At 69.0% G+C, this 21,332-nt stretch carries 21 protein-coding genes; 12 read left to right on the forward strand and 9 right to left on the reverse strand.

Features of this window, described 5'->3' with window-relative positions:
* Nucleotides 1-43: 43 nt before the first annotated feature.
* The 5 genes from AC3FOF_RS33970 to AC3FOF_RS33990 all read left to right on the forward strand — a co-directional run bounded on the left by AC3FOF_RS33970 (nucleotide 44) and on the right by AC3FOF_RS33990 (nucleotide 3,099).
* The gene (locus AC3FOF_RS33970; protein ID WP_035813055.1) at nucleotides 44-454 is read left to right on the forward strand and encodes a hypothetical protein; all 411 of its coding nucleotides are present in this window, start codon (nucleotides 44-46) and stop codon (nucleotides 452-454) included.
* 322 nt (nucleotides 455-776) lie between these two features.
* A complete protein-coding gene (locus AC3FOF_RS33975; RefSeq protein WP_488729099.1) occupies nucleotides 777-1,337 on the forward strand; it encodes an OB-fold putative lipoprotein in 561 nt (186 codons plus the stop codon).
* Nucleotides 1,338-1,474: 137 nt separating this feature from the next.
* Nucleotides 1,475-1,678 (forward strand): hypothetical protein, encoded by a 204-nt coding sequence (locus AC3FOF_RS33980; protein WP_276264388.1) that lies wholly within the window; start codon nucleotides 1,475-1,477, stop codon nucleotides 1,676-1,678.
* Nucleotides 1,679-1,999: 321 nt separating this feature from the next.
* Nucleotides 2,000-2,263 carry a hypothetical protein gene (locus AC3FOF_RS33985; RefSeq protein ID WP_488729100.1) on the forward strand — a complete coding sequence of 88 codons (264 nt, stop codon included), beginning with the start codon at nucleotides 2,000-2,002 and terminating at the stop codon, nucleotides 2,261-2,263.
* 317 nt (nucleotides 2,264-2,580) lie between these two features.
* The gene (locus AC3FOF_RS33990) at nucleotides 2,581-3,099 is read left to right on the forward strand and encodes an Sbal_3080 family lipoprotein (protein WP_488729101.1); all 519 of its coding nucleotides are present in this window, start codon (nucleotides 2,581-2,583) and stop codon (nucleotides 3,097-3,099) included.
* 54 nt (nucleotides 3,100-3,153) lie between these two features.
* On the opposite strand, the gene AC3FOF_RS33995 is transcribed toward AC3FOF_RS33990, so the two are convergent.
* From AC3FOF_RS33995 to AC3FOF_RS34005, 3 genes are all read right to left on the reverse strand, one after another.
* The gene (locus tag AC3FOF_RS33995) at nucleotides 3,154-4,125 is read right to left on the reverse strand and encodes a M14 family metallopeptidase (protein ID WP_488729102.1); all 972 of its coding nucleotides are present in this window, start codon (nucleotides 4,123-4,125) and stop codon (nucleotides 3,154-3,156) included.
* Between the two features lie 168 nt (nucleotides 4,126-4,293).
* A complete protein-coding gene (locus AC3FOF_RS34000; RefSeq protein WP_017226434.1) occupies nucleotides 4,294-5,271 on the reverse strand; it encodes a tripartite tricarboxylate transporter substrate binding protein in 978 nt (325 codons plus the stop codon).
* Between the two features lie 156 nt (nucleotides 5,272-5,427).
* Entirely contained in the window at nucleotides 5,428-6,351 is a 924-nt protein-coding gene (locus AC3FOF_RS34005) for a LysR family transcriptional regulator (RefSeq protein WP_488729103.1), read from the reverse strand.
* Nucleotides 6,352-6,499: 148 nt separating this feature from the next.
* Here AC3FOF_RS34005 and AC3FOF_RS34010 point away from each other — a divergent pair, with 148 nt between their 5' ends.
* On the forward strand, nucleotides 6,500-7,366 hold the full coding sequence (locus tag AC3FOF_RS34010; protein WP_488729104.1) for a MerR family transcriptional regulator: 867 nt from the start codon (nucleotides 6,500-6,502) through the stop codon (nucleotides 7,364-7,366).
* Between the two features lie 31 nt (nucleotides 7,367-7,397).
* Here AC3FOF_RS34010 and AC3FOF_RS34015 read toward each other — a convergent pair whose 3' ends face one another.
* From AC3FOF_RS34015 to AC3FOF_RS34040, 6 genes are all read right to left on the reverse strand, one after another.
* Nucleotides 7,398-7,562: a rubredoxin gene (locus tag AC3FOF_RS34015; protein ID WP_276265677.1), complete on the reverse strand. Its 165-nt coding sequence runs from the start codon at nucleotides 7,560-7,562 to the stop codon at nucleotides 7,398-7,400.
* Entirely contained in the window at nucleotides 7,559-8,431 is an 873-nt protein-coding gene (locus AC3FOF_RS34020; RefSeq protein WP_276265678.1) for a metal-dependent hydrolase, read from the reverse strand. Before AC3FOF_RS34020 ends, AC3FOF_RS34015 begins: the two co-directional genes overlap by 4 nt.
* 69 nt (nucleotides 8,432-8,500) lie before the next feature.
* A complete protein-coding gene (locus AC3FOF_RS34025; protein WP_488729105.1) occupies nucleotides 8,501-9,463 on the reverse strand; it encodes an alpha/beta fold hydrolase in 963 nt (320 codons plus the stop codon).
* The gene (locus AC3FOF_RS34030) at nucleotides 9,460-10,365 is read right to left on the reverse strand and encodes an SDR family NAD(P)-dependent oxidoreductase (protein WP_488729106.1); all 906 of its coding nucleotides are present in this window, start codon (nucleotides 10,363-10,365) and stop codon (nucleotides 9,460-9,462) included. Before AC3FOF_RS34030 ends, AC3FOF_RS34025 begins: the two co-directional genes overlap by 4 nt.
* Nucleotides 10,366-10,435: 70 nt before the next feature.
* Nucleotides 10,436-12,031, reverse strand: a complete 1,596-nt coding sequence (locus AC3FOF_RS34035) for a flavin-containing monooxygenase (protein WP_488729107.1) — start codon at nucleotides 12,029-12,031, stop codon at nucleotides 10,436-10,438.
* 285 nt (nucleotides 12,032-12,316) lie between these two features.
* Nucleotides 12,317-13,420 (reverse strand): AraC family transcriptional regulator, encoded by a 1,104-nt coding sequence (locus AC3FOF_RS34040; protein WP_488729108.1) that lies wholly within the window; start codon nucleotides 13,418-13,420, stop codon nucleotides 12,317-12,319.
* A gap of 210 nt (nucleotides 13,421-13,630) precedes the next feature.
* On the opposite strand from AC3FOF_RS34040, the gene AC3FOF_RS34045 reads away from it, so the two are divergent.
* From AC3FOF_RS34045 to AC3FOF_RS34070, 6 genes are all read left to right on the forward strand, one after another.
* The gene (locus AC3FOF_RS34045) at nucleotides 13,631-14,245 is read left to right on the forward strand and encodes a hypothetical protein (RefSeq protein ID WP_488729109.1); all 615 of its coding nucleotides are present in this window, start codon (nucleotides 13,631-13,633) and stop codon (nucleotides 14,243-14,245) included.
* A gap of 4 nt (nucleotides 14,246-14,249) precedes the next feature.
* Entirely contained in the window at nucleotides 14,250-15,845 is a 1,596-nt protein-coding gene (locus tag AC3FOF_RS34050; protein ID WP_488729110.1) for a GMC family oxidoreductase N-terminal domain-containing protein, read from the forward strand.
* 286 nt (nucleotides 15,846-16,131) lie between these two features.
* Complete coding sequence (locus AC3FOF_RS34055; RefSeq protein ID WP_488729111.1) at nucleotides 16,132-17,067, forward strand: TetR/AcrR family transcriptional regulator; 936 nt, start codon at nucleotides 16,132-16,134, stop codon at nucleotides 17,065-17,067.
* A gap of 292 nt (nucleotides 17,068-17,359) precedes the next feature.
* Entirely contained in the window at nucleotides 17,360-18,241 is an 882-nt protein-coding gene (locus AC3FOF_RS34060; RefSeq protein WP_488729117.1) for a DUF1571 domain-containing protein, read from the forward strand.
* 256 nt (nucleotides 18,242-18,497) lie between these two features.
* Nucleotides 18,498-19,844: a DUF2957 domain-containing protein gene (locus AC3FOF_RS34065; protein WP_488729112.1), complete on the forward strand. Its 1,347-nt coding sequence runs from the start codon at nucleotides 18,498-18,500 to the stop codon at nucleotides 19,842-19,844.
* Between the two features lie 98 nt (nucleotides 19,845-19,942).
* Entirely contained in the window at nucleotides 19,943-21,283 is a 1,341-nt protein-coding gene (locus AC3FOF_RS34070) for a DUF2957 domain-containing protein (protein WP_276265687.1), read from the forward strand.
* The last annotated feature ends 49 nt before the right edge of the window (nucleotides 21,284-21,332 follow it).

Raw genomic sequence — 21,332 nt, forward strand, 5'->3', positions numbered from 1 at the left:
GCCAACCGCTACAATGGGCCGTTTCAGCGAACGAGCCCCTGCCATGACCGATTATCCGCGCTTTACCCTCAATCGCTCGCTCGTCGTGCTGGTGCCGCAGCAGCCCTTCTTCGAATGGATCATGGCGGTGGATACCGACCCGGTGCCCACGCTCACCCTCGAGCATGTACGCGAGGACCAGAGCGTGTTCCTGGTGCCGGACGAAGTCTCCACCTCGCCGGAAGCGGTGTTGTGGGTGGAACAGCGCTGGCGCGCGTTCTTCGAATTCATGCTCGGCGAGTGGTTCGACGAAAGCTTGTGGCCCGAAAAACTGACGCTGCAGCAATTCCGCGACTGGTTCACCGTGCAGCACCACTCGATGGTGTTCGACATGGCGCCCGATACCCCGGTCGAACACGAGGACTGGGAAGAGGAAGAGGACGAGGGCGATGCCGGCCTGCGGCACCTCCACTGAGACCGGCACCGCAAGCCCCGGTCCCGCCGCTTCGCCGCGGCGTGCCTGAAGTCCGCCCGATCGCCCTGAAAGTGCTCGAAACTGCCCACGCGAAATACCGTGCGGCACGCATCCCGGGCTGTGGACAAGTCTGTGGAGAAGACCGAACAACTCTGTGGGCAAAGCTGTGGGCAACTTTTCCGGCGCCGCCGCCGGGCCCCGGAAAGCGGCGCTGGCCTTGGCCACAGGCGGGCTGGCGGCCGGGCGGGCCAGCCCGGCCCACGGCACCGGCAACGCGGATCGCCCACGGGCGGCGGCCTATTTTTATCGCAGGAACCCCCCAATGCTGAACCGTACCCAACAGATCCTGATCGCCGGCGTCGCCGTGGCCGTCCTCGGCATGCTCTGGTTCACCGGCAACCATGAAGCGCAGCTGGACGACCCGGCTCCCGCCGACGCGGCGGCCCAGCCGGCCAGCATCGTGCGCGGCGTGCCCCGCAACGGTACGCTGGACCCGATCAGCATCGATCCGGCGCGCTCCATGGACGAGCTGCCGCAATACCAGGCCGACGCCCTCGTCGACGACTACCAGGCCAATCCGGGCGAGGCCGACGACCGTTACCGGGGCCGCTATTTCATCGTGGAAGGGGTAGCCAGCGGCGTGCGGCGCGAGGACAGCGACAAGGTCTTCCTCGATATCCGCACCAACAGCCCGAAACTGGCGGTGCGCGCCAGGCTGCTGCCGCAGCAGATCTGCGGGCCGGCCGGGCGCACCTGCGAAGTGGAAGCGCGCGCCACCATGGTCCGGCGCGGGCAGAAAGTCGCGGTCGAATGCACCGGCGCCGGCCAGATGGATGGCTCGCCCCTGCTGGAAGACTGCCTGGTGCGCGGCGGCGCCAACTGAGCAACCGAGGGCGCTGGCTTGCCCTCCTGCTTGTTGTGTATGGCCGTATATAGCCGAAACCGGGCCAGGCGCTACCGGCGGCGGCTTCCGGCGAGACTCCGAGCCCCGAAAACCCTGACTCCACACCGATATTTCGCATGCAGACCCTGCTCTCCGTACTGGCCCTGACCATCCTGATCGTCACCGTGGTGGGACTGGTGACGCCGCCCTTTATCAGCAACGCCTTCCTGAAAGGCCGCCCGGTGGGACGCCTGCAGATCCTGCTGGTGGGCGTGTTCCTTGCCGCCATCTGCCTGGTGGCGGTGGGCACGATGGCGAGCGGGGGGCCGGCGGCCCGCTGAGGGAAGGCAGCCGGACCAAGCCGGCAGGATGCGCCAAGACCAACGCAAAACGATGCCACGTGGCCCGTACCGGGCCTACTTTGTTGGCGATGCGCCAGCCAGCCGCCACAAGAAGCAAAGCCAACGGCTTTATCCTGCGCCACCGCACCGCAAAGCGCCTCCCAAACCTCTTGTAGGACACGTCCCACAGCAAGATCGGCGCCCAGTCGACATTGCGCGGCCCCGGCGCTGCGTATTCTTCCATCACGATACGAACAAACGTCAACGAGCGACATCGGGCCGGGCGTCCCGCCGGACGCAGTCCGCGCCGAACATCGAATCATGAAGGAATACCGCATTCCGGGCAGTATGGCCGCGCCCCAAGCCCTGGCACTGGCCAGCATCCTCGCCGTCACCCGCCGCGAGTGGCAGTTGGCTGGCGCCGGGCGGATTGGCAGCAATACAGTCCACCACGACGGCCGGAAAGCCGGCGCCCCCGGCTCCCGACCGCGGCAGCGCCGCCGCGACCAGCTTGCGCAGCGCGCCGCGCGCGCCTTCGAAGCCCAGATCATGGCGCTGCGCTGCCGTCAGGCATTCGTTGCCTGAGCCGGGCGCCGCGCTGCGCCGCGCAACCGCGGCCTGGGCCGCAAACGTGGTGTCCAAGGGAAATTCCCCCTCTGGCCAGCCTCCCGGCTGGCTTCTTTTTTTCCTGGCGCGGCGCCGCCGTGGGCCGAGCGCGCCGCCGGACCCGTTTCCCCGCTCTGTTCCACCGATTGCCGGCGCCGCGATGGCCCTAAAGTTGGCGGGCACGCCTGCCGGCGACAGGGTTCGACCCGCCAGGCGCGCCGCCACGGCACCCGCCGGGCAGGTCCGCCAGCGCCGGGGTGCGTTCGGCACCCTTGCAGCAGCGATCCAGGAGCATCATGAAAAAAGCATTGCTAGCCGCAGCCGCCAGCCTAGGCTTGCTGGCCACCGGCTGCGCCACTTACCAGTCCGTCGTTCCGGTCGACCGCGGCGACCGCATCGCCTCCATGCAGCCGGCCGACGGCACGCTGTTCTGCGTGATCAGCAACCCGGTCGGCAACGCCTACGTGGAAGCCTTGCGCGATTCGGTACAGCAGCGCGGCTTTGAGTTCAAGGCGCTGCCGCCCGGTTCCTCGGTCGCTTCATGCCCCTATACCGCCACTTTTGTCACGCAGCGGCTGTCATACTGGCGCGATTTCCTGGGCTCGGCGGAGATCATCGTTTATGTCAACGGCGAGCGCGCGGGCAAGGCGTACTACGATGCGCTGCGCAGTGCCGGCGGCCTCAACCTGAGCAACCTGGTGCCGCCGGAGATGAAGATCGAGGAACTGGTCGAGCAACTGCTGCCCGGCATGCGGCCGAAGTCCGCCACTGCCGGTGCCGGCGGCGCGGGAGCCGCTCCCGCCGCGCCCGTCTAGGCGCCGCACGCTCCCGCGAAGGCAGGACGCTAGGGACTGCCGCCGACCGGACGATCAGCCCACCAGCTGACCCAGCCGCACCACGGTCACGCCCGGGCGCAGCTGCCGCAGCGACGGCATCACCAGCACGCAGTCCGGATACGGCGTCACCACCGGCTCGCCGTCGCGCCAGCCGATCACGGTGCCGGCCTCGGCAAAGGTCTCCAGCCCGGTGTACGGACCGGCAAAGCGGAAATCCATGCTGCTGGCGACCACCGGCTCGGTCACGCGGACCACCCGCTGCGGATGCAGGGGCCACAGCCAGCCGGCGGGCACGTCGGCCTCGTCGATCACGCCGGCGTTGAGCAGGAAACGCGCGGTGCTGTCCTTCGCCACGCCCACGGCAGCGGCCTCCCAGTGCTGGCCGCACTCGATCAGCAAGGCGTTCTTCGGGCTGGCGGGATCGCCGAAGCCTTCGTAGTCGCGCATGCGGCGGCCTTCGGGATGGCCTTCATCGACGATCACATTGGCCGGCGCGCCCACGGCGCGTGCCAGCGCGATACCCTTGTCGAGCGGGCCGGACACGATCAGCGGCAGGCTCTTCTCATGCATGGAGTGCAGGTCGAGCAACAGGTCCACGGTGTCGATGAGCGGGCGCATGGCGCGGGCGCGGCGCAGCTCGGACGAATCGCGGCTGCCGTCGTCGAGCACGGCCGCGGTCCACACGCGGTTGAAATCCTGGTCCACGTAGCGTGAGGCATCCGGGCGGGTGGGGTCGAAGGCGTGATACGCGTCGACGTTGGCAAAGGCCAGCGTCAGGCTGCCGCGGCGCGGGCGCAGGCCGAGGTCCAGCAGCGCCTTGACGGTGATGGCGCCGCACACCTCGTTGCCATGGGTGAGCGCATTGACCATCACGTGGGGGCCCGGCACGCCGCTGTCGAAAGTGTGGACGTAAGGCACGCCGCCGGTGCCGGCGGCGTAGGGGCGGATATCGGGGAACGCGACTTCAACCGGGTAGGCGTCGAAGCTGGGGGCAGTGGGGATCATGGCTGTGGGTCGGCAAGGTTGCCGCTGGTATCAGGTATATCGGGTATCGGGGATGGTGCCAGGCGGCGGCCGCGGCCGTGGCGACGATCGTGCATGCGGGCGCCGCCGCTTGCGACAAGCAAATGGTACGCCTGCCCGGCCCGCGCGGGCCGGGCCGCCCCCGACGGCTTATTCGTGGATGCCCGCGGTCTGCACGATGCTCTTGTACTTCGCTGTTTCGCGCTTGATGAACGCGCCGAACTGGCCCGGGCCGCCGGGCGCGACTTCCACGCCGGCCTCGGCCAGCTTCTTCTTCACGTCGGGCATGGCCAGCACGGCCTGCATCTCGGTATTGAGTCGCTCGGTCACGGCGCGCGGCGTGCTGGCGGGCGCCATCAGGCCGAACCACACGCCCATGTCGACGCCCTTGAGCGCGCTGCTTTCCGCCAGCGCGGGCACATGGGGCGCCACCTGGGAGCGGCGCGCCTCGGTCACGCCGTAGGCCTTGACCCGGCCCGCCTGGATATGGGGCAGGGCCGACGACAGCACCATCACGGCGAGGTCGATCTGCCCGCCGAGCAGGTCGGTCGCCATGGCCGACGCCCCCTTATAGGGCACATGGGTGATATTGACCTTGCCCTGCTGCTTGATCAGTTCGCCGGCCAGGTTGAGCGGCGTACCCACGCCGGACGAGGCGTAGGCAAGCTTGCCCGGCTGCGCCTTGGCCAGCGCGATCAGCTCGTCGGCATTCTTTGCCGGCAGCGCGCTCTTGCCCACCAGCACCATCGGCTGGGTGCCGACGAAGGTGATCGGCGCCAGGTCGCGCTCGCCGTCGTAGCGCACGGCGGGATTGGTCAGCCGCGCGATCGAGACTTCGCTGCCCGAGCCCATCAGCAGCGTGTAGCCATCGGCTTCGGCCTTGACCACCTTGGCCGCGCCGATGGTGCCGCCCGCGCCGCCGAGGTTTTCGATCACCACGCTCTGGCCCAGGCGCTTGCCCAGCTCCGGCGCGATGGTGCGCGCCACCAGGTCGACGCTGCCGCCGGCGGTGTAGCCCACCACCAGCGAAATCGGCTTGTTCGGCCAGGCCGAGGCACTGGCGTTGCCGGCGGCGCCGGCCAGCATGATGAAGGACGCGGCAGCAGCCGCACGCAGCAATTTGTTCATGGCGGGTCTCTCTCCTTTGGCTTTGCGGATCCGTTATCTGACGGATATCCGACGGATAAGCGGCGATCTTAGAGAGCGTGCGGCTGCAACAACGTGCGGCTTTGGCAACGGCGCTTGCCGTTTTGGCAAGGGGCGGGCGCGGCAGGCAGGCGGCGGCTAGGCGACCGCGGCGCGCCAGAAGGCTTCGTCCAGCGGCCGCATGGGCGCGCGCGGGCGGTAGAGCAGGATCTGCATCGCCAGGTCGGTCTCGCCGCCCGCTTCCAGCCCGACGCGCACCAGCCGCCCGGCGTGAAGGTCGTCGGCGATCAGCCGCGCCGGCAGCCAGGCGATGCCCATGCGCTGGCGCACCATCTCGTGCACCGACTCGGCCAGGTCGCTGATGGCGATCACGTCGAGCCGGCTGGCCAGGCGCCGCCGCGCGATTTCCTGGTTGACCATGCGGCCCAGCGTCAGCGTTTCGGCATAGGCGATCATCGGCACCGGCGCGCGGCCGCGTGCCTGCAGCTTGTACAACGGCCCGCCGCCGTCCGCCGCGGCGCTCACGCAGACCAGCCGCTCCTCGCCCACCAGGTGGACCCGGTAGCGCGCGTCGTCGAGCGTCACCGGCTGTTCGGGCGCGTTGTAGCAGAGCAGGAAATCGGCGTCGCCCTCGGTGAACATCACCATCGCGTCATGCGTGGGAAAGGTGGACAGCCGCGTGCGGAATCCCGCCGCCACCGGGTCGTTGCGCAGCTGCTGGCGCAGGTTGGCCAGCCACGCCGGCACCATCGAGCGCGCCAGCGTCTTGCCGGTGGCGATCACCACGGTGCTGGCATCGGCCCGATGCGCCGCGCGCAGCGACAGGCGCGCCTCGTCCAGCGTGCGCAGCGCGCTCTGGGCCGCTTCCAGGAATTGCTTGCCCTCCCTGGTCAGGCGCACCGGAAACACGCTGCGGTCGATCAGCGGGGCGCCGGCCCATACTTCCAGCGCCTGCATGCGGCGGCCGAAGGCGGGCGGCGTGACGTTGCGCAGCTCCGCCGCGCGCGCGAGGCTGCCGGCCTGTGCCAGGCACACAAAATCCTCGAGCCAGCGGATATGCATCGGAACGCGCGCGCAGGGGCGCAGTGAAGTTGAGGGGAAGGCGCCGCCCAGCGGCGGCGCTGGCGATGATTGTAGCCCTACCGGCCCGGCGCCCCGGCCCCGGGGGGATGGCGCACGGCGGCCGCGCGAGTCGGGTAGAATTTTTGCCATGGCCCTCTTCAAGCGCAGCGCTGCGCCCACCTCTCCGCCCCCCGCGCAGGATGCCGCCGCCGGCAACGGCGCGCCGCCCGAATACACCATCGACGAGCTCGCGCGCGCGGCCGGCACCACGGTGCGCAATGTGCGCTCCTACCAGGACCGCGGCCTGATCGATCCGCCCGAGCGGCGCGGCCGGGTAGGCATCTACACGCAGACGCACCTGGGCCGGCTGCGGCTGATCAACCACCTGCTGGCGCGCGGCTATACGCTTGGCAATATTCAGGAACTGCTCAAGGCCATCGTCGAGGGCCACGACCTGCGCTCCATCCTCGGGCTGGAGACGGCCATCAGCAGCCCGTGGACGGACGAGCAGCCGCGGCACTACTCCTACCTGTCGCTGGCCAGGCTGTTCGGCCGCGCGGTATCGCGCCCGGCGCTGGCCAAGGCGATCTCGCTCGGCCTGCTGGAGCCGGACGGCATGGGTTATCTCGCGCGCAGCCCGCGCACGCTGGCCGCCGGCGCCGAGATCGCGCGGGCGGGCTTTCCGCTGGAGGACGTGCTGTCCATCATCGAGCATGCGCGCGGGCATTTCGAGGCGGTATCGGACCGGATCGTGGCAATGGTGGTGCGCGAACTGGACCGCTTCGGCGAAGGCAGGCTGCCGCCGCCGCAGGACGTGCCGCGGCTGGTGGACATCCTGTGGCGCATCCGCCCGCTTGCCATGGTGGCGGTGGAGGCGGAGATGAAGCGGGCGCTGGAGCAGTCTGCCAACAAATACCTGGGCAACCGCGTGGCGGCGATCATCGAGCACCTGCATGACGAGCCGGCGGGCGAGGGCGGCAAGCCGACGCGCGCATCCGGGAAGTCCAAGCGCTGAGCAGTCAGGCCTTTGACTTGAACACCCAGGCCTACAACGCCACCATCGAGAAATCCCCCTTCCTCATCCCGCAATCCGGACACCTCCAGTCCTCCGGCACTGCCGCCCAGGCCGTCCCCGCCGCGATACCGTGCTCCGGCATGCCGGCCGCCTCGTCATAGACCAGCCCGCAGATCTCGCATTGCCACACCGTCATGCCGCGGCCCTCACCGAAGGCGCGCGGCTGGAGACGCCGGCACGCGCGGCATTCGCCTCGATCTCGGCGATCAGCGGCTCGATGCGCGCGAGCTGCGCGCGGTTGTCGTGATCCCACGGATGAAAACCCGGGCGGAAGTAATCGAACCACGCCGGCATCATCCTGCGCAGCACGCCGGGCCTGCCCCACAGGAACTTCGCCGCGCCCAGGAAGCCACCCAGCTTGTTGCGGCATTCGCGGTCGGCCATCACCAGCCGGATATGGAATACGAACACCATCGCCCAGAACGTCGCCGTGGTGGTGAGCATGGTGAAGGCCCGCAACAGGTAGCGCGAGAGCCCGGGCTTCATCACCGTGTTCCACACATCGTAGGCCACCCCCTTGTGCTCGGTTTCCTCCAGTGCGTGCCAGATCCACACCTGGTGATAGCCCGGCTCGGAGCCCCCCATCTGCTCGGGGTCGGCCAGCAGGCCGCCGGCGAGCATGGCGGTGTAGTGCTCCAGCGCGATGGTGTGCGCGAGCTGCCACGACCTGGGCAGGATCCTGCGCATGAGATTGAGCACCCTGGCCACGAAGCGGTCGAGCGGCGCGGCAGGCAGGCCGGCGTCGTTCATCAGCTTGTTGTAGAGGATATGCTCGCGCGTGTGCATCGCTTCCTGGCCGATGAAGCCGGCGATGGCGCGCTTGAGTTCGGGGTCGGCGACGTCGTCGCGATAGGCGCGCACGCTATCGATGAAGAAACGCTCGCCGGCCGGGAAGAAGATCGATAGCGCGTTGACGAAGTGGGTGACGTGGCGGCCCCGTACATGCCAGTCGCCGATGCGGCTGGCCGGTAAATGGGGATGCACATCGCGTCGGACTGGCATCATGATGATGGCTCCTGTCGATTCGTTGAATACGTCTGGCGTGGCGCCTTGCGGCAATGTCGCTATGCCGCTTCAGCGCCCGTCGAGAAAAGGCAGCAGGTCCGCCGCCACGCGCTGCGGGTCTTCTTCCATCGGGATATGGCCCAGGCCCGCGTAGCGCTGCAGGCGTGCGCCCGGAATGCGCTCGGCAAAGGCCTGCGCGTGCGCGGGCGGAATCCAGCGGTCGCGCTCGCCCCACAGCACCAGCGTGGGCGCGCGGATACCGCCGAGCATCCCGGTGTCGAGCGCGTCGAAATCCAGCTTCGGCACCATGCGGCCGACGGCCTCGCGGCTGCCCTCGGCGTAGAAGAAGTCGACGTAGCGGCGGAAGGTGGCCTCGTCCACGCGCGCGGCATCGCCATAGACGTCGCGCGTGGCGGCGCGGATCACGAACTCCGGCAGCATCCACGGCGCCGACCAGCGCACCGGCGCGTGGTTGAACAGCGCGATATAGCGCGGCAGCTGCATCGGGAAGCCGGCGGCGTCGATCAGCACCAGCTTGCCGACGCGGCCGGGATGGCGCGCCGCCATGTCCCAGGCGATCAGGCCGCCGAGCGAGTTGCCGATCACGCTGGCGCGCTGCAGGCAGACGGCGTCGCAGAAGCCATCGATGAAACGGCGATAGGCGTCGACGTCCATGGTGGCGATGCGCCGGTGCGCATCGCGCAGCGGCCCGGTCAGGCCGAAGGGCGGCAGGTCCACGCGCAGCACGCGGTAGCGCTGCGTCAGCGCCGGCATCAGTCCCTGCCAGGTATGCAGCGAGGCGCCGAAGCCGTGGATCAGCAGCAGCGGCTCGGCATCGGGCGCGCCTTCGTCGGTGTAGTGCACCAGCGTGCCCATCACCTGCACCCAGCGCGAGCCCGGCAGCGCGTGGCGGCGTGCCAGCGTTTCGCGCGACAGGCTGAACAGCCCGACGCGGCCCTGGCCGAACCAGCGCGTGAACGCGCCCGGCGGCTGTAGCAGGCGGCTGTCCGCCGGCATGGCGGCGCGGTTCATTGCGCGTCTCCGCGGCCCGCGGTCTTCGCCGCCGGCGCGCCCGTGCCGGCGGGCTTGCCGAGCGGCCCTTTGCGGCGCGCGTCGAATACCACCAGCGCCTGGTAAGCGGCGGGCAGCACCCGCGCCATCATGTCGGCGGCCACCGCGTCGGGCCCGATCAGCACGCGGCGGCGGTTGTGGCGCACGCCATCGAGGATCACGCGCGCGGCCCTGTCCGCCGTGGTGATGAAGTACTTCTCGAAATCCTCGCGCCCTTGCTGCTCGTCGTGCACCAGGAAGCCGGCGACGTTGGGCGCAATGCGGCTGGCCTGGGCGATATTGGTCTTGATGCCGCCCGGCAGCACGCAGGTGGCCGACACGCCGCAGGCGAGCATGTCCAGCTCCTGGCGCAGGGATTCGGTGAAGCCGCGCACCGCGTACTTGCTGGCGTTATAGCCGCTCATGCCGGGCTGGGCGAACAGGCCGAAGACGCTCGAGGTATTGATCACGTGGCCCTCGCCACTGGCCTTCAGGTAGGGCAGGAAGGCCTTGGTGCCATGCACCACGCCCCAGAAGTTGATACCCATGATCCATTCGAGATCCTCGTAGCTCATGCCTTCGATGGTGCTCGACAGCGCCACGCCGGCATTGTTGAAGATCAGGTTGACGCGGCCGTGCGCGCGCGCCGACTCCTCGGCCCAGGCATACATGGCGGCACGGTTGGCCACATCCACGCAGTGCTGGGTAAAGGCCAGGCCCGGCGCCACCCGCATGAGCTCGGCCACGGTCTGCGCCAGGCCTTTTTCATTGCGGTCGGACAGCGCCAGCCGGCAGCCATCGCACGCCAGCGCGAGCGCGAGCGCGCGGCCCATGCCCGAACCGGCGCCGGTGATGGCGGCCACCTTGTCTTTGAAGTGCTTCATGCCGGGGTCTCCTCGGGTGTGTCTTGCTTGCGTTTTGTGCGTTGTGCTTGCGGGCTGCCGCGCATGGGGCTCATGCCTTCATGGCCTGCCCGGCGCTGCTGGTTTCGCCCGCCTGCGCGGCAGGCGCAGTGCGCATCAGCGGGCGCGTCTCGTAATCCGCCAGCCGGAAGCGCGCGGTGGCGCGGCGGAACTGCCAGGTGAAGCCCGGCCACAGCGTGGTGTTCTTGCCGCTCTTCGGGTCGAGATACCAGCTCACGCAGCCGCCCTCCGACCACACGGCGCGCGCCAGCCTGCGCTGCAGCCCGGCGTTGTAGTCGCGCTGCGCGGGCGGGCGCACGCCGATGGCTTGCACGCCGTGCTCGCCCATGGCCTTGAGCGCGCCGAGGATGTAGTTCACCTGCGACTCGATCATGAACACCATCGAGCTGTGCCCCAGGCCGGTGTTGGGGCCGACCACCAGGAACAGGTTGGGGAAGCCGGCCACGGTGGTGCCAAGATAGGCCTCGGCGCCGTCGCGCCAGGCATCGAGCAGGTCGGTGCCGCGCTGGCCCAGGATGGCGCCGCGCGGGATCGGGTCGGTGGCGTGGAAGCCGGTGCCGAAGATGATGCAGTCGGCCTCGCGGCGGCTGCCGTCGCGCATCACGATGGCGTCTGCCTCGATGCGGTCGATGCCGGCGGTGACCACATCCACATTGGCGCGCGCCAGCGCCGGGAAGTAGTCGTTGGAGATCAGCACGCGCTTGCAGCCGATGGTGTAGTCCGGCGTGACGGTGGCACGCAACGCGGGATCGGCGATCTGCTGCCTGATATGGCGGCGCGCGATGCGCTCCACCATCTTCATCAGCCCGGGATGCACCACGAAGCCGAGCACGCGCGACTCCAGCGTCCAGTAGATGCCGGTGCGCAGCAGCTTCTGCGCAAAGGGCAAGCGGCGGAACAGCCAGCGCTCGGCGGCGGACACCCGGCGGTCGGGCTTGGGCATGATCCACGGCGGCGTGCGCTGGAACAGGTCCAGGTGCGCCACCTGCGGCGCGATCTGCGGCACGAACTGGATGGCGCTCGCGCCCGTGCCGATCACCGCCACGCGCTTGCCCGCCAGCGCATAGCCGTGGTTCCAGTGCTGCGAGTGAAACGCCTCGCCGCGGAACCGGTCCAGGCCCGGGATATCGGGATAGGCGGGCCGGCTCAGGCCGCCCATGCCGGACACCAGCACCCGTGCCCGCACGCGCTTGCCATCGGCCATCTCGAGCTGCCAGGTGCCGCCGGCCTCGTCCCACGCCGCGCGGCGCAGTTCATGGTTCAGGCGCAGGTGGGGGCGCAGGCGGAACTGGTCGGTGCAGCGTTCCAGGTAAGCGCGGATCTCCGGTTGCGGCGAGAACATGCGCGACCAGTCCGGGTTGGGCGCGAAGGAGAAGGAGTACAGGTGCGACTGCACATCGCAGGCGCAGCCCGGATAGTGATTGTCGCGCCAGGTGCCGCCGACCGCGGCGGCCTTCTCGAAAATCGCGAAGTCATGCCGCCCGGATTGCTTGAGCCGGATCGCCATGGCCAGCCCGGCGAAACCAGTGCCGATGATGGCGATATCGCAATGCTCGGCCGGGCCGGGGCCTTGGAGAAAGGGCACGGCTGTGGATAACTCGGGTGGCAGGTCCGCAGGGGCGTTCATGGGCTGTCTCTCGTGCCGCTGGCGGGTACGGCGGGATGCCGCACCGCGTCGCAACATCATTTATTGTGACATTGGTGGATGTCATCGTAGGCAGCCGAAGGCCCGGGGTCAATACGCGATTTGGAATACCAACTCTAATTTTTGGCAGATTTTAGCGATGTTTTGACCGCATTAAACGCAAGAAAAACAGCGTTTGGCGCACTGGGCGGCGTACCCACCGCTGCGTTTGAAACCGCGCACCGCGCAGTGCGGGGGTCACGAAACGATCCGCAGGGGGCAAGGAAATCAGCCGCGAGCGCCACCGAGCAGGCGCCGGCGCCAGGCGTTGGGGGTTTCCTGGGTCCAGCGTTTGAATGCGTGGCTGAACGCGCTTTGCTCCGAAAAGCCCAGCAACATGGCCAGTTGCGCCAGGCTGATGGCGGGGTCCGCAAGATAGTGCTCGGCTTTCAGGCGGCGCACGCCGTCGACCAGCGCGGAGTAGCTCAGCCCTTGCGCCTGCAGCCGGCGCTGCAGCGTGCGCACCGGCAGCCGCAGATGCGCCGCCACCGCGGCGATCGGCACCTCGCCCCGGTGCAGCGCGCCGCCGATGAAGGCGCGCGCCTGCGCGATCTCCCCGGTGCCGCCCGCCTCCAGCGCGCGCAGCTGGGCCTGGGCGATGCGCGCCATCTGCGCCTGCATCTGCGCATCGGCCTGCATCGACGGGCGCGCCAGCAGGGCGGGGGCGATGTGCATGGCATGGCGAGGCGCGTTGAACACGACCGGGCAACCGAACACCTGTGCGTAATCGTCGGCATGGCCGCCCGGCGGCGGCGCGTGGGGAAACTCGATGCGCTCGGCAAAGTGGCCATCGCCCAGCAGCCACCGCGCGAAACAGATCCACGTGGCCATATGCAACTCGTGCGCGTGGCGCGAAAGCGGGCCATGCAGTGCCTCCCACGTCATCCACGCGCCCTGCGCCGTTTCATGCAGGCGGGTGCGGCCGATGTCGTTGGCTAGCACCTCGTAGCGGATGCCTTGCAGGATGGCCTCGCGCACGGTGGGCGTGGTCAGCACCACATAGCCCATCTCCGCATAGTGGCGCGGCCGGAACTGCGCGCCCGCGTGCAGGCCCGCCAGCGCATCGCCGGCCGCATGGGCAAGGCCGTCGAGCAAGGCCAGGTAGCTGGCCGCGCGCACACGCGCGGCAGGGCCGCCGGCGCCGTCGAGCAAGGCGGGATCCAGCCCGGCCATCGCCAGCTGGTCGGCCGGCGCAATGCCGGCGGCTTCGCCGTAGTCGAGCACGGTACGCAGATACGGCAGCGACACGGTGCCGCCCGTCTCAGCGAAACAGGAAGCGGGAGCGATGGCGGTGATGGCGGCTGCGCTGGCCGCCGCATTGGCGCGTGGCATCAAATCGCTGTCATGCGGGATCAAGACCGGGGAACGATCTTTGTCCAAACTGAGGCGAGCGTCAATGCGGGCTGTCCCGCAAATGCAAGGTCCGAAGCGCCGGACGAAGCTGACCGGATGCGCCAAAGCCGTCCGAAATGACGACGGTGCTGCCCCCCTCCCACAAGCAGGAGAGGGCAGCAAACCAAACCACCGAAGACCGGAGACGCCATGCCCATCCCGCCCACCGAGCCGCCCGACGCCGCCGCGCTATCGCGTCGCGGCTTTCTCAGGATCGGCTTCGGCCTGTCCGCCGCGATCGCCTGCGCCGGGCTGATCCCGGCCTTGTCCGGCTGCTCGCCCGCGCGCAAGCAGCCGGCGGCCGGCATGCGCTTCCTGCGCGAGACCGACGTGGCGCTGTTCACCGCGCTGCTGCCGGCCGTGGTGGCCGAACTCGCCGTCCGCGACGCCGCCACGCGCCAGTTGCACCTCGAGCAGGCCCTGGGCAACGTCGACGCCACCTGTGCCGCCATGGAGGCCAACGCGCGCGCGGAACTGCGCAAGCTGCTCGACCTGCTCGCCATCGGGCCGCTGCGCCGGGTCCTGGGCGGCGTGGGCCAGGACTGGCGCCAGACGGATCCCGCGCAGGCCCGCCACTTTCTCGCGCGCTGGCGCGCCAGCCGTTTCGCCACCTTGAATGCCGGTGCCGTGGTGCTGGTCAAGCTCTGCAGCGTGGGCTACTACCTGCTGCCGGCGGCATGGCCGGGCAGCGGCTATCCCGGCCCCAATCCCGCGGTCTACCGCGCCCTGCACGCCAACGCCTCATCCGCCTCACAGCACGCCTGACATCATGGCCATCCCCGATATCTACAGCGCCGGCATCGCGTCCGGCTGGAAAGTCGTCGACGGCGCCGCGCTTACCGCGCCGCTTGCACTCGACGCCGACGTGGTCATTGCCGGCAGCGGCGCCGGCGGCGGCGTCGCCGCCGAGGTCCTGAGCGAGGCCGGCCTGCGCGTGGTGCTGCTGGAGGAGGGCGCGCTACGCACCGCCGACAGCTTCAAGGACATGGACGAAGGCCGCGCCTACCGCGAGCTATACCAGGAGGGCGCGGCGCGGGCCACCGCCGATGGCGCCATCGCCATCCTGCAGGGACGCGCCGTGGGCGGCAGCACCACCGTGAACTGGTCGTCGAGTTTTCGCACGCCCGGGCCCACGCTGGCGCACTGGGCCGGGCACCATGCGGTGAGCGGCCACGGCGCGCAGGACATGGCGCCGTGGTTCGAGCGCATGGAGGCACGGCTGTCGGTGGCGCCGTGGGGCATGCCGCCCAACCACAACAACGATGTGCTCAAGCGCGGCTGCGACAAGCTGGGCTGGGAGTCGCACGTGATCCCGCGCAATGTGAAAGGCTGCTGGAACTCCGGCTATTGCGGGCTGGGCTGCCCGGTCAACGCCAAGCAGTCGATGCTGGTGTCGACCATTCCCGCGGCGCTGGCCAAAGGCGCCACGCTGGTCCATCGCGTGCGGGTGCGGGCACTGGAACACGATGGAAAATCCGTGACGGTGCTCTCCGGCGAAGCCCTCGGCGCCGACGGCCGCACACCCTCCGGCATTGCCGTCACCGTACGCGCGCGTCACTACGTGGCCGCCGGCGGCGCCATCAACACGCCAGCCCTGTTGCTGCGCTCACGCGCGCCGGACCCATATCAGCGGCTGGGCCTGCGCACCTTCATCCATCCGGTGAACCTCAGCATCGCCGTCATGCCCGAGCAGGTGGACCCGTACTATGGTGCGCCGCAATCGATCGCCTCGGATCACTTCCAGTGGAAGGATGGCGCCACCGGTGCGATGGGCTACAAGCTGGAAGTGCCGCCGCTGTTCCCCGGCATCAGCGCCGGCGTGTTCAACCAGGTGGGCGACGCACTGCGCGCCGACATGGCCGCGTTGCCGCACACCAACGCCATGCTGGCGCTGCTGCGCGACGGCTTCGTGCCGCAGAGCGAAGGCGGGCGCGTGCGCATCGCCGGCGACGGCAGCCCGGTGCTCGACTACGACATGAGCGACTACGTATGGGACGGCGTGCGCCGCGCCTGGCTGAGCATGGCCGAGGCGCAGTTCGCCGCCGGCGCCCTGAAGGTGCGGCCGGCCCATCTCGACGCGCCTTACTACGACAGCTGGGCGCAGGCCCGGCAGGGCATCGCCGCCTTGCCGCTGGCCAAGTTCCGCGCGGCGCTGTTCACCGCGCACCTGATGGGCGGCTGCGGCATGAGCGACCAGCCCCAGGGCGGCGTGGTGGACAGCCATGGCCGGCATCACCAGTTGGGCAACCTGTCGGTGCTGGACGGCTCGGTGTTTCCCACCAGCATCGGTGCGAATCCGCAACTGTCCGTCTTCGCACTGACGGCGCAGAACGCCCACGCGCTTGCCGCTGAGCTGGCCCGGTGAGCGCCGGCGGCAGTACGGCGCGAGTGCATGCGCGCCGTGCGCGCACCCCCTGCTTGAGTGGGGGAGAACAAAGCGATCTGCCGCGCGCCGCGCAAATGCACAATGCACATTGCACAACGCAAAGGAATTAGAGTCTTCTCTCCAAAATTGCACTTGTGAAACGCCCACAGCGCTCGCTAGGCTCCCTACAGCTGTTTCAAGCATCCGTTTGCCGTCAGAGCATGGAGCGGGACAGTGGCAGGATTGGCAAGGGGTCCACTGCATGACAATACGAGACACGCCCCCTATGAAGACCGGGAAAGGCACGGCAGGAGACACCAAGGCCCGTATTCTCGACGCAACCGAGCGCTTGTTTATCGAGGTTGGCTATGAAGCCACCTCGCTGCGGCAAGTGACATCTCGCGCGATCGTCAATCTGGCCGCGGTCAACTATCACTTCCGCAGCAAGGAAATCATGATGCAGGCGGTCCTGGGCCGCCGGCTGGACCCGCTCAATACGCGGCGCCTTGCACTGCTCGACGCCTGCGAGGCCCGCTGGCCGGGCAAGGAAATCCGCTGCGAACACGTCATGGGCGCGCTGTTCGTGCCCGCACTGCAGATGGCGCGCGAGCCCGAGGCCGGCGGCCCGTCGTTCCTGCGGCTGCTGGGGCGCGTGTATTCGGACACCTCCCCCTTTATCCAGTCCTACCTGCTTGGGCACTATGCGCCGGTGTTCGGCCGCTTCTCCGACGCCTTCGCCCGCGCCCTGCCGGAGATCCCGCCGCAGGAACTGGGATGGCGCCTGAACTTCGCGCTCAAGGCGGTGGCCGGCGTGCTGGCCGGCGATGAACTCGGCAACCTGCTGCCGGCGTTCACGCAGGGCAAGGACCTGAGCGACGCGCATGTGCTCGCACAGTTGAGCGCCATGGTGGTGGCCGCGCTGAAGGCACCCGTGCCTGCCAGCCAGCAGCTCTGCGCGCTGCAGGACGTGTATCAGATCGGCGAAAACCAGCACGCCATGGCACGCGCACAGCAGGCCGCGTTGAGCGCATTGGTGGCGGAGCAGGCGCTGCGCGCCGACACCCAGGCCGCTGCCGCCCGCAGGAACCGCCGGGCGGCCCGCAATGAGGACGCCACGCGCGCCGCGGTCGCCAGCATGGCGGTGCGAGGCGCGCGCGAGCACCCCATCGTCTTCCCGAGCAATCCGCTCGACGACTGGATGCGCACCCGCTCCAGAACCTAGGGGCGCGGCAGCGCCGGCCGACCCGCCGGCGCAAGCCGAGCCGCGCTCATCCGCTGCCCGAGCCGCGTAGCCACGTCGCCACGCTATCCGCACGATCCGCGCTTGGCGGGCCGTAGGCGAACCGCGCCCAGGCAACCTGCTTCGTTGACCACACGCGTGCGTCCCGCGCACGCGCATGGCCCGCTGTCGCCTGCGTTCCGGCAAGCCAGCGCCATCACAGGAGACCTTGACCGTGAAGCCTTCGCACGCCGATGCACCGAGCGCATCCCGCACCAGAGCGCCATCCCCCTTGCTGCGCCTGCTGGCCGGCACCTGCGCGATCGCGCTGGCCTTGCCGGCCCTTGCACAGCCCGGCGGCGGCACCGTGCCTGCGGCCGCCACCATGCCCTCGGGCTCCGGCACCGCCTTCGACGGACTCTCCGCCAGGCAGCAGGCCGCGCTGTTCTCGAAGCAAGTGGCCAGCGGCGAGCTGGCCAGGCTGGCGGACGACCAGTTGCTCGCGGTATTCAACGCCCTGCAGCCCGAAACGCCGCTGCTCTGGGCCAAGGCCGAGATGAACCGCTATCCCGAGTACGAATACTGGATGACGCGCCAGGAACGGCTCAATGGCCAGTGGCAGGACCAGCCCGCACGCATGATGATCCGCTACCGCCATTCGCCGCGCCAGCTCTACGCCAGGTGGCTGCCGGGCGGCAGCCAGGCCGGCCAGGAAATCCTCTACGACGAAACGCAGCGCAAGGATGAGATGTACGGCCATCTCGGCGGCCTGATGGGCTTCACCTCGATGTGGATCGCGCTCGACGGCACCATCGCGCGCGCGCAGTCCAACCACACGGTGCGCGACCTGGGCTTCCAGTATGTGGTGGCGATGCTCGAGCGCAATGCCGGGTCGCTGCGGGCGGCGGGCCTGACGGAAAGATTCACGCGCGCCGAGGTCGTGCAGGAACAAGGCATGCGCATGGTGGCCCTGACCTGGGAGCTGCCCGCCGGCGCGCCACGCTACTACGCCAAGCGCGTGCAGTTGATGCTGGACCTGAAGAACCCGTGGCCGCGCGTGGAAACCGCGTGGGATGCCGACGGCAACATGGTCGAGAAGATCGTCTTCGAGAAGGCTGCGCGCAAGACATTCGATGCCGGCGCCTTCGATGCGAAGAACAGCGACTACAGGTTCTGATGCCGCTGCGGGTTCCGGTGGATCCGTACGCGCCGGCGCACGCGCAGTGGTTTGAACAAGCGGCGCAGGCACTTGCCCGGCCGTGGCAGGCGCTCGGTGCGGCCTGTTTGGAACGGGCGCTCTATTGACGCTCGCGCGGGCCAGCGGCGAGAGTCGCTGCACCGGAAGCGGCGTGAAAAGCCGGCAGGACCGGCAGGTCGAGCAAGACAAAACCCATAACAAAGCAAAAACAAAGCAACGAGAAAGGAGACAAGTCATGGCCCGTCTGAATGCATGCAGAGGCCTTGCAGCGATGGCTGGCACGAGCCTCGCACTGACGCTCGCCGCCTGCGGCGGCGACGGCGTTGCCAGCCCCGGCAGCGCCAATGTCGCATCCTGCGCCAGCACCAGCAGCTGCCCCGCCACGGGCGCCACGCCGACAGGACCGGCTGCCGCGCCGCTGTGTCCGGCTTCGCTCGATTACTCGACGGTCTACACGGGCGGCTCCGGCGCAGGGGAATTCGTCAAGATGCAGTTCGACACCAGCGCCATGACCTATCGGCTGCAGATCATCGAGTCGCCGGTGCCAAAGGCCATCAAGAGCGTGAGCCCCACACGCGCCGGCGTGACCTTCACCGGCAAGATCGCGCATCTCACTTCGCTACCCAGCGCGGAACAGAATCGCTGTGCGCTGGCCCTGCAAAGCGCCGCGCCTTCCGATAATGCCTCGCAGGCGATCATCGACCCGGCCAATCCGCCGGTGATCTTCGTCGGCAACGGCGTCGCCGGCGGCGGCATTCCGGGCGCGACGATTTCCTTCGACGGGCTGCTGGGCTTCGGCGTCATTCCCGCCAGGACCTTCCCGATCTACCCGGTGCTGGCCTTCGCGCAGACAGAGACCGATTTCACCAAGGTGGCCGGCACCTACAACGTGCTGGGCTACCACCAGGTGCCGTCCGGCGGCGCCTTGATCGGACCGGTCACCAATTTCGCGCCCGCCACGGCGCGCACCGTGGAGACCCTGAATGCCGATGGCAGCTGCACCGCCGGCGCAGGCAGCTGCGTCACCACGGGCAACCCCTGGACGCCGCGCGCGCAGAACGACGGCGCCTTCGAGAGCAGCAATGCCAGCGGCACCCGCCGCTACCCGGCCTTCTACAGCCAGGCCATCACGTCCGGCAACGCCAGCCGGGCCAAGGGCGTGCTGGTGGTGGGCAAGCTCAATGGCGCGCTGGTGCCGCTGCTGATCCGGGTGGGCTATGCGCAGGTGGACTCCATCCTGAGCATCAACGTCGACGACGAGTCCGGCCTGGCTATGCTCGCGCCCGCCAGCAAGCTGAGCAATGCACAACTCAACGGCGGCTACGTGGGCTCCGGCAGCGACCTGGTCTACACCGCCTCGATCGTGCAAGGCAATGCCGTCGCGCTGATCGATCCGCTCACCATGAACGCCAGGGGCGGCTACCAGCTCGACCTGACGCAGGCCACGCCGGGCCTGGTGACCACGGTGGACAACAGCGGCACCACGGGCGCGCTGATCTCGACCGGCCACGTGTTCGCCCACCTGGCCGGCACCGGCGGCGGCAATCCGACCTTCCGCGTGAGCGTGTTCGCGAGCCCCTGAGGCGGCCTCGCGGCGGCGGCCAGGAGGGCCGCCGTGCACGAAGAAAAAAATCACACATAAAGCATCCGCGCGAAACAGCGCTTCAGGAGACAAAGATCATGCATCAGCACCCCCTGCAGGATAAGGAGCAGCATCATCGCGGCCAGCGGCCGCTCGCCACGCCTCGCGCGCGCGACACGCAACGCGCGCCCGGCCGCTGGTTGCGCTATGGCGCGGCACTGCTGGGCGCGGCCCTGCTGGCCGCCTGCGGCGGCGGCGGGGGTGGCGACACCACCAGCACCAGTACCGCGGCGGCGATCCCGGTGCGCCTGTGCCCGGCCTCGCTGGATTACGCCACCACCTTCACCGGCGGTACCGGCTCGGGCGAGCTGGTCAAGGTGCAGATCGACACCACCAGGAAGACCTGGGCGGTGACTTTCCTCGATTCATCGGTGCCGCGCAAGACCGGTACGGTGCAGCCTACGCGCAGCGACACCACCGGCGGCCAGAACGTGATGACGGGCACGCTGTCGCAAGAAACCGGCCTGCCCACCGAGAAGCTCAACCAGTGCGCATTCCAGCTCAACGGCGCCAGCCTGGATCCGAGCCGGCCGGCGCGGCTGTTCGTGGGCGATGGCGTGGCGGGCGGCACCATCCCCGGCGCGCGCATCCAGTTCGATGGCGTGCTGGGCGCCGGCAAGGTACCGGACACCACCTTCCCCTACTTCCAGTTCATCGGCTTCGCGCAGACCGAGACCGACCTGAGCAAGATTGCCGGCCAGTACAACGGCTCTGGCTTCCACGAAGTGCCGTCGAAGAACTTCCAGACCGTGGCGCAGGATTACCGCATGGCGCTGGCGGCCGACGGCGCCTTCCAGGTGTGCGACAACAAGGCGGGCGGCACCTGTTCGCAGAAGGGCAAGAACTTCGTGCCGCAGGCCAATGGCAGCCTGATGTCGGCCAACTACCAGGGCGAGCTCAGTCCGCCCACGCTCGGCGCCACCCTGGGCCGCGCCTACCTGATCGTCGGCAAGCTGCGCGGCCAGCTGGTGCCGGTGATGATCCGCGTGGGCTACGCCAACGGCTCGGTCACCAACGGCATGCCGCTGGGCGCGGACGACGAGATCGGCATCGGCATGATGGCGCCGGCGGTGGCCGTCACGCAGGGCACGGTCAATGGCGAATACGTGGGCGTGGACAGCAACTTCGACTACCGCACCACGGCGCTGGTGGCTGCCGACGCCGCCATGCTCGACCCCTTCCATCCCTCGGACGCCTCGCTGGCGGTCGCGCTCAAGCTGGACTTCTCGCAACAGACCGCCGGCGTGGTGACGACCACGCGCAAGAACGGCTCGGCCAGCGATCCCACCGGCAAGTTCATCTTTGCCGGCGGCGTGTTCGGCTTTCTCGAGTCGCGCAGCGGCGGCCCGTATTTCACCATCGGCGCCTTCGTGCAATGACCGCCGCGTGGTCCGGAAAAATCAACGATAAACGCTTCGGGGAAGACAC

The sequence above is a fragment of the Cupriavidus sp. 96C5-1 genome, from assembly GCF_057798855.1.

Bases quoted from the DNA above. Each gene is read 5' to 3' on its own strand.
- AC3FOF_RS33970 (WP_035813055.1), top strand. From the start codon at position 44: ATGACCGATTATCCGCGCTTTACCCTCAATCGCTCGCTCGTCGTGCTG.
- AC3FOF_RS33975 (WP_488729099.1), top strand. From the start codon at position 777: ATGCTGAACCGTACCCAACAGATCCTGATCGCCGGCGTCGCCGTGGCC.
- AC3FOF_RS33980 (WP_276264388.1), top strand. From the start codon at position 1,475: ATGCAGACCCTGCTCTCCGTACTGGCCCTGACCATCCTGATCGTCACC.
- AC3FOF_RS33985 (WP_488729100.1), top strand. From the start codon at position 2,000: ATGAAGGAATACCGCATTCCGGGCAGTATGGCCGCGCCCCAAGCCCTG.
- AC3FOF_RS33990 (WP_488729101.1), top strand. From the start codon at position 2,581: ATGAAAAAAGCATTGCTAGCCGCAGCCGCCAGCCTAGGCTTGCTGGCC.
- AC3FOF_RS33995 (WP_488729102.1), bottom strand. From the start codon at position 4,125: ATGATCCCCACTGCCCCCAGCTTCGACGCCTACCCGGTTGAAGTCGCG.
- AC3FOF_RS34000 (WP_017226434.1), bottom strand. From the start codon at position 5,271: ATGAACAAATTGCTGCGTGCGGCTGCTGCCGCGTCCTTCATCATGCTG.
- AC3FOF_RS34005 (WP_488729103.1), bottom strand. From the start codon at position 6,351: ATGCATATCCGCTGGCTCGAGGATTTTGTGTGCCTGGCACAGGCCGGC.
- AC3FOF_RS34010 (WP_488729104.1), top strand. From the start codon at position 6,500: ATGGCCCTCTTCAAGCGCAGCGCTGCGCCCACCTCTCCGCCCCCCGCG.
- AC3FOF_RS34015 (WP_276265677.1), bottom strand. From the start codon at position 7,562: ATGACGGTGTGGCAATGCGAGATCTGCGGGCTGGTCTATGACGAGGCG.
- AC3FOF_RS34020 (WP_276265678.1), bottom strand. From the start codon at position 8,431: ATGATGCCAGTCCGACGCGATGTGCATCCCCATTTACCGGCCAGCCGC.
- AC3FOF_RS34025 (WP_488729105.1), bottom strand. From the start codon at position 9,463: ATGAACCGCGCCGCCATGCCGGCGGACAGCCGCCTGCTACAGCCGCCG.
- AC3FOF_RS34030 (WP_488729106.1), bottom strand. From the start codon at position 10,365: ATGAAGCACTTCAAAGACAAGGTGGCCGCCATCACCGGCGCCGGTTCG.
- AC3FOF_RS34035 (WP_488729107.1), bottom strand. From the start codon at position 12,031: ATGAACGCCCCTGCGGACCTGCCACCCGAGTTATCCACAGCCGTGCCC.
- AC3FOF_RS34040 (WP_488729108.1), bottom strand. From the start codon at position 13,420: ATGCCACGCGCCAATGCGGCGGCCAGCGCAGCCGCCATCACCGCCATC.
- AC3FOF_RS34045 (WP_488729109.1), top strand. From the start codon at position 13,631: ATGCCCATCCCGCCCACCGAGCCGCCCGACGCCGCCGCGCTATCGCGT.
- AC3FOF_RS34050 (WP_488729110.1), top strand. From the start codon at position 14,250: ATGGCCATCCCCGATATCTACAGCGCCGGCATCGCGTCCGGCTGGAAA.
- AC3FOF_RS34055 (WP_488729111.1), top strand. From the start codon at position 16,132: ATGAAGACCGGGAAAGGCACGGCAGGAGACACCAAGGCCCGTATTCTC.
- AC3FOF_RS34065 (WP_488729112.1), top strand. From the start codon at position 18,498: ATGGCCCGTCTGAATGCATGCAGAGGCCTTGCAGCGATGGCTGGCACG.
- AC3FOF_RS34070 (WP_276265687.1), top strand. From the start codon at position 19,943: ATGCATCAGCACCCCCTGCAGGATAAGGAGCAGCATCATCGCGGCCAG.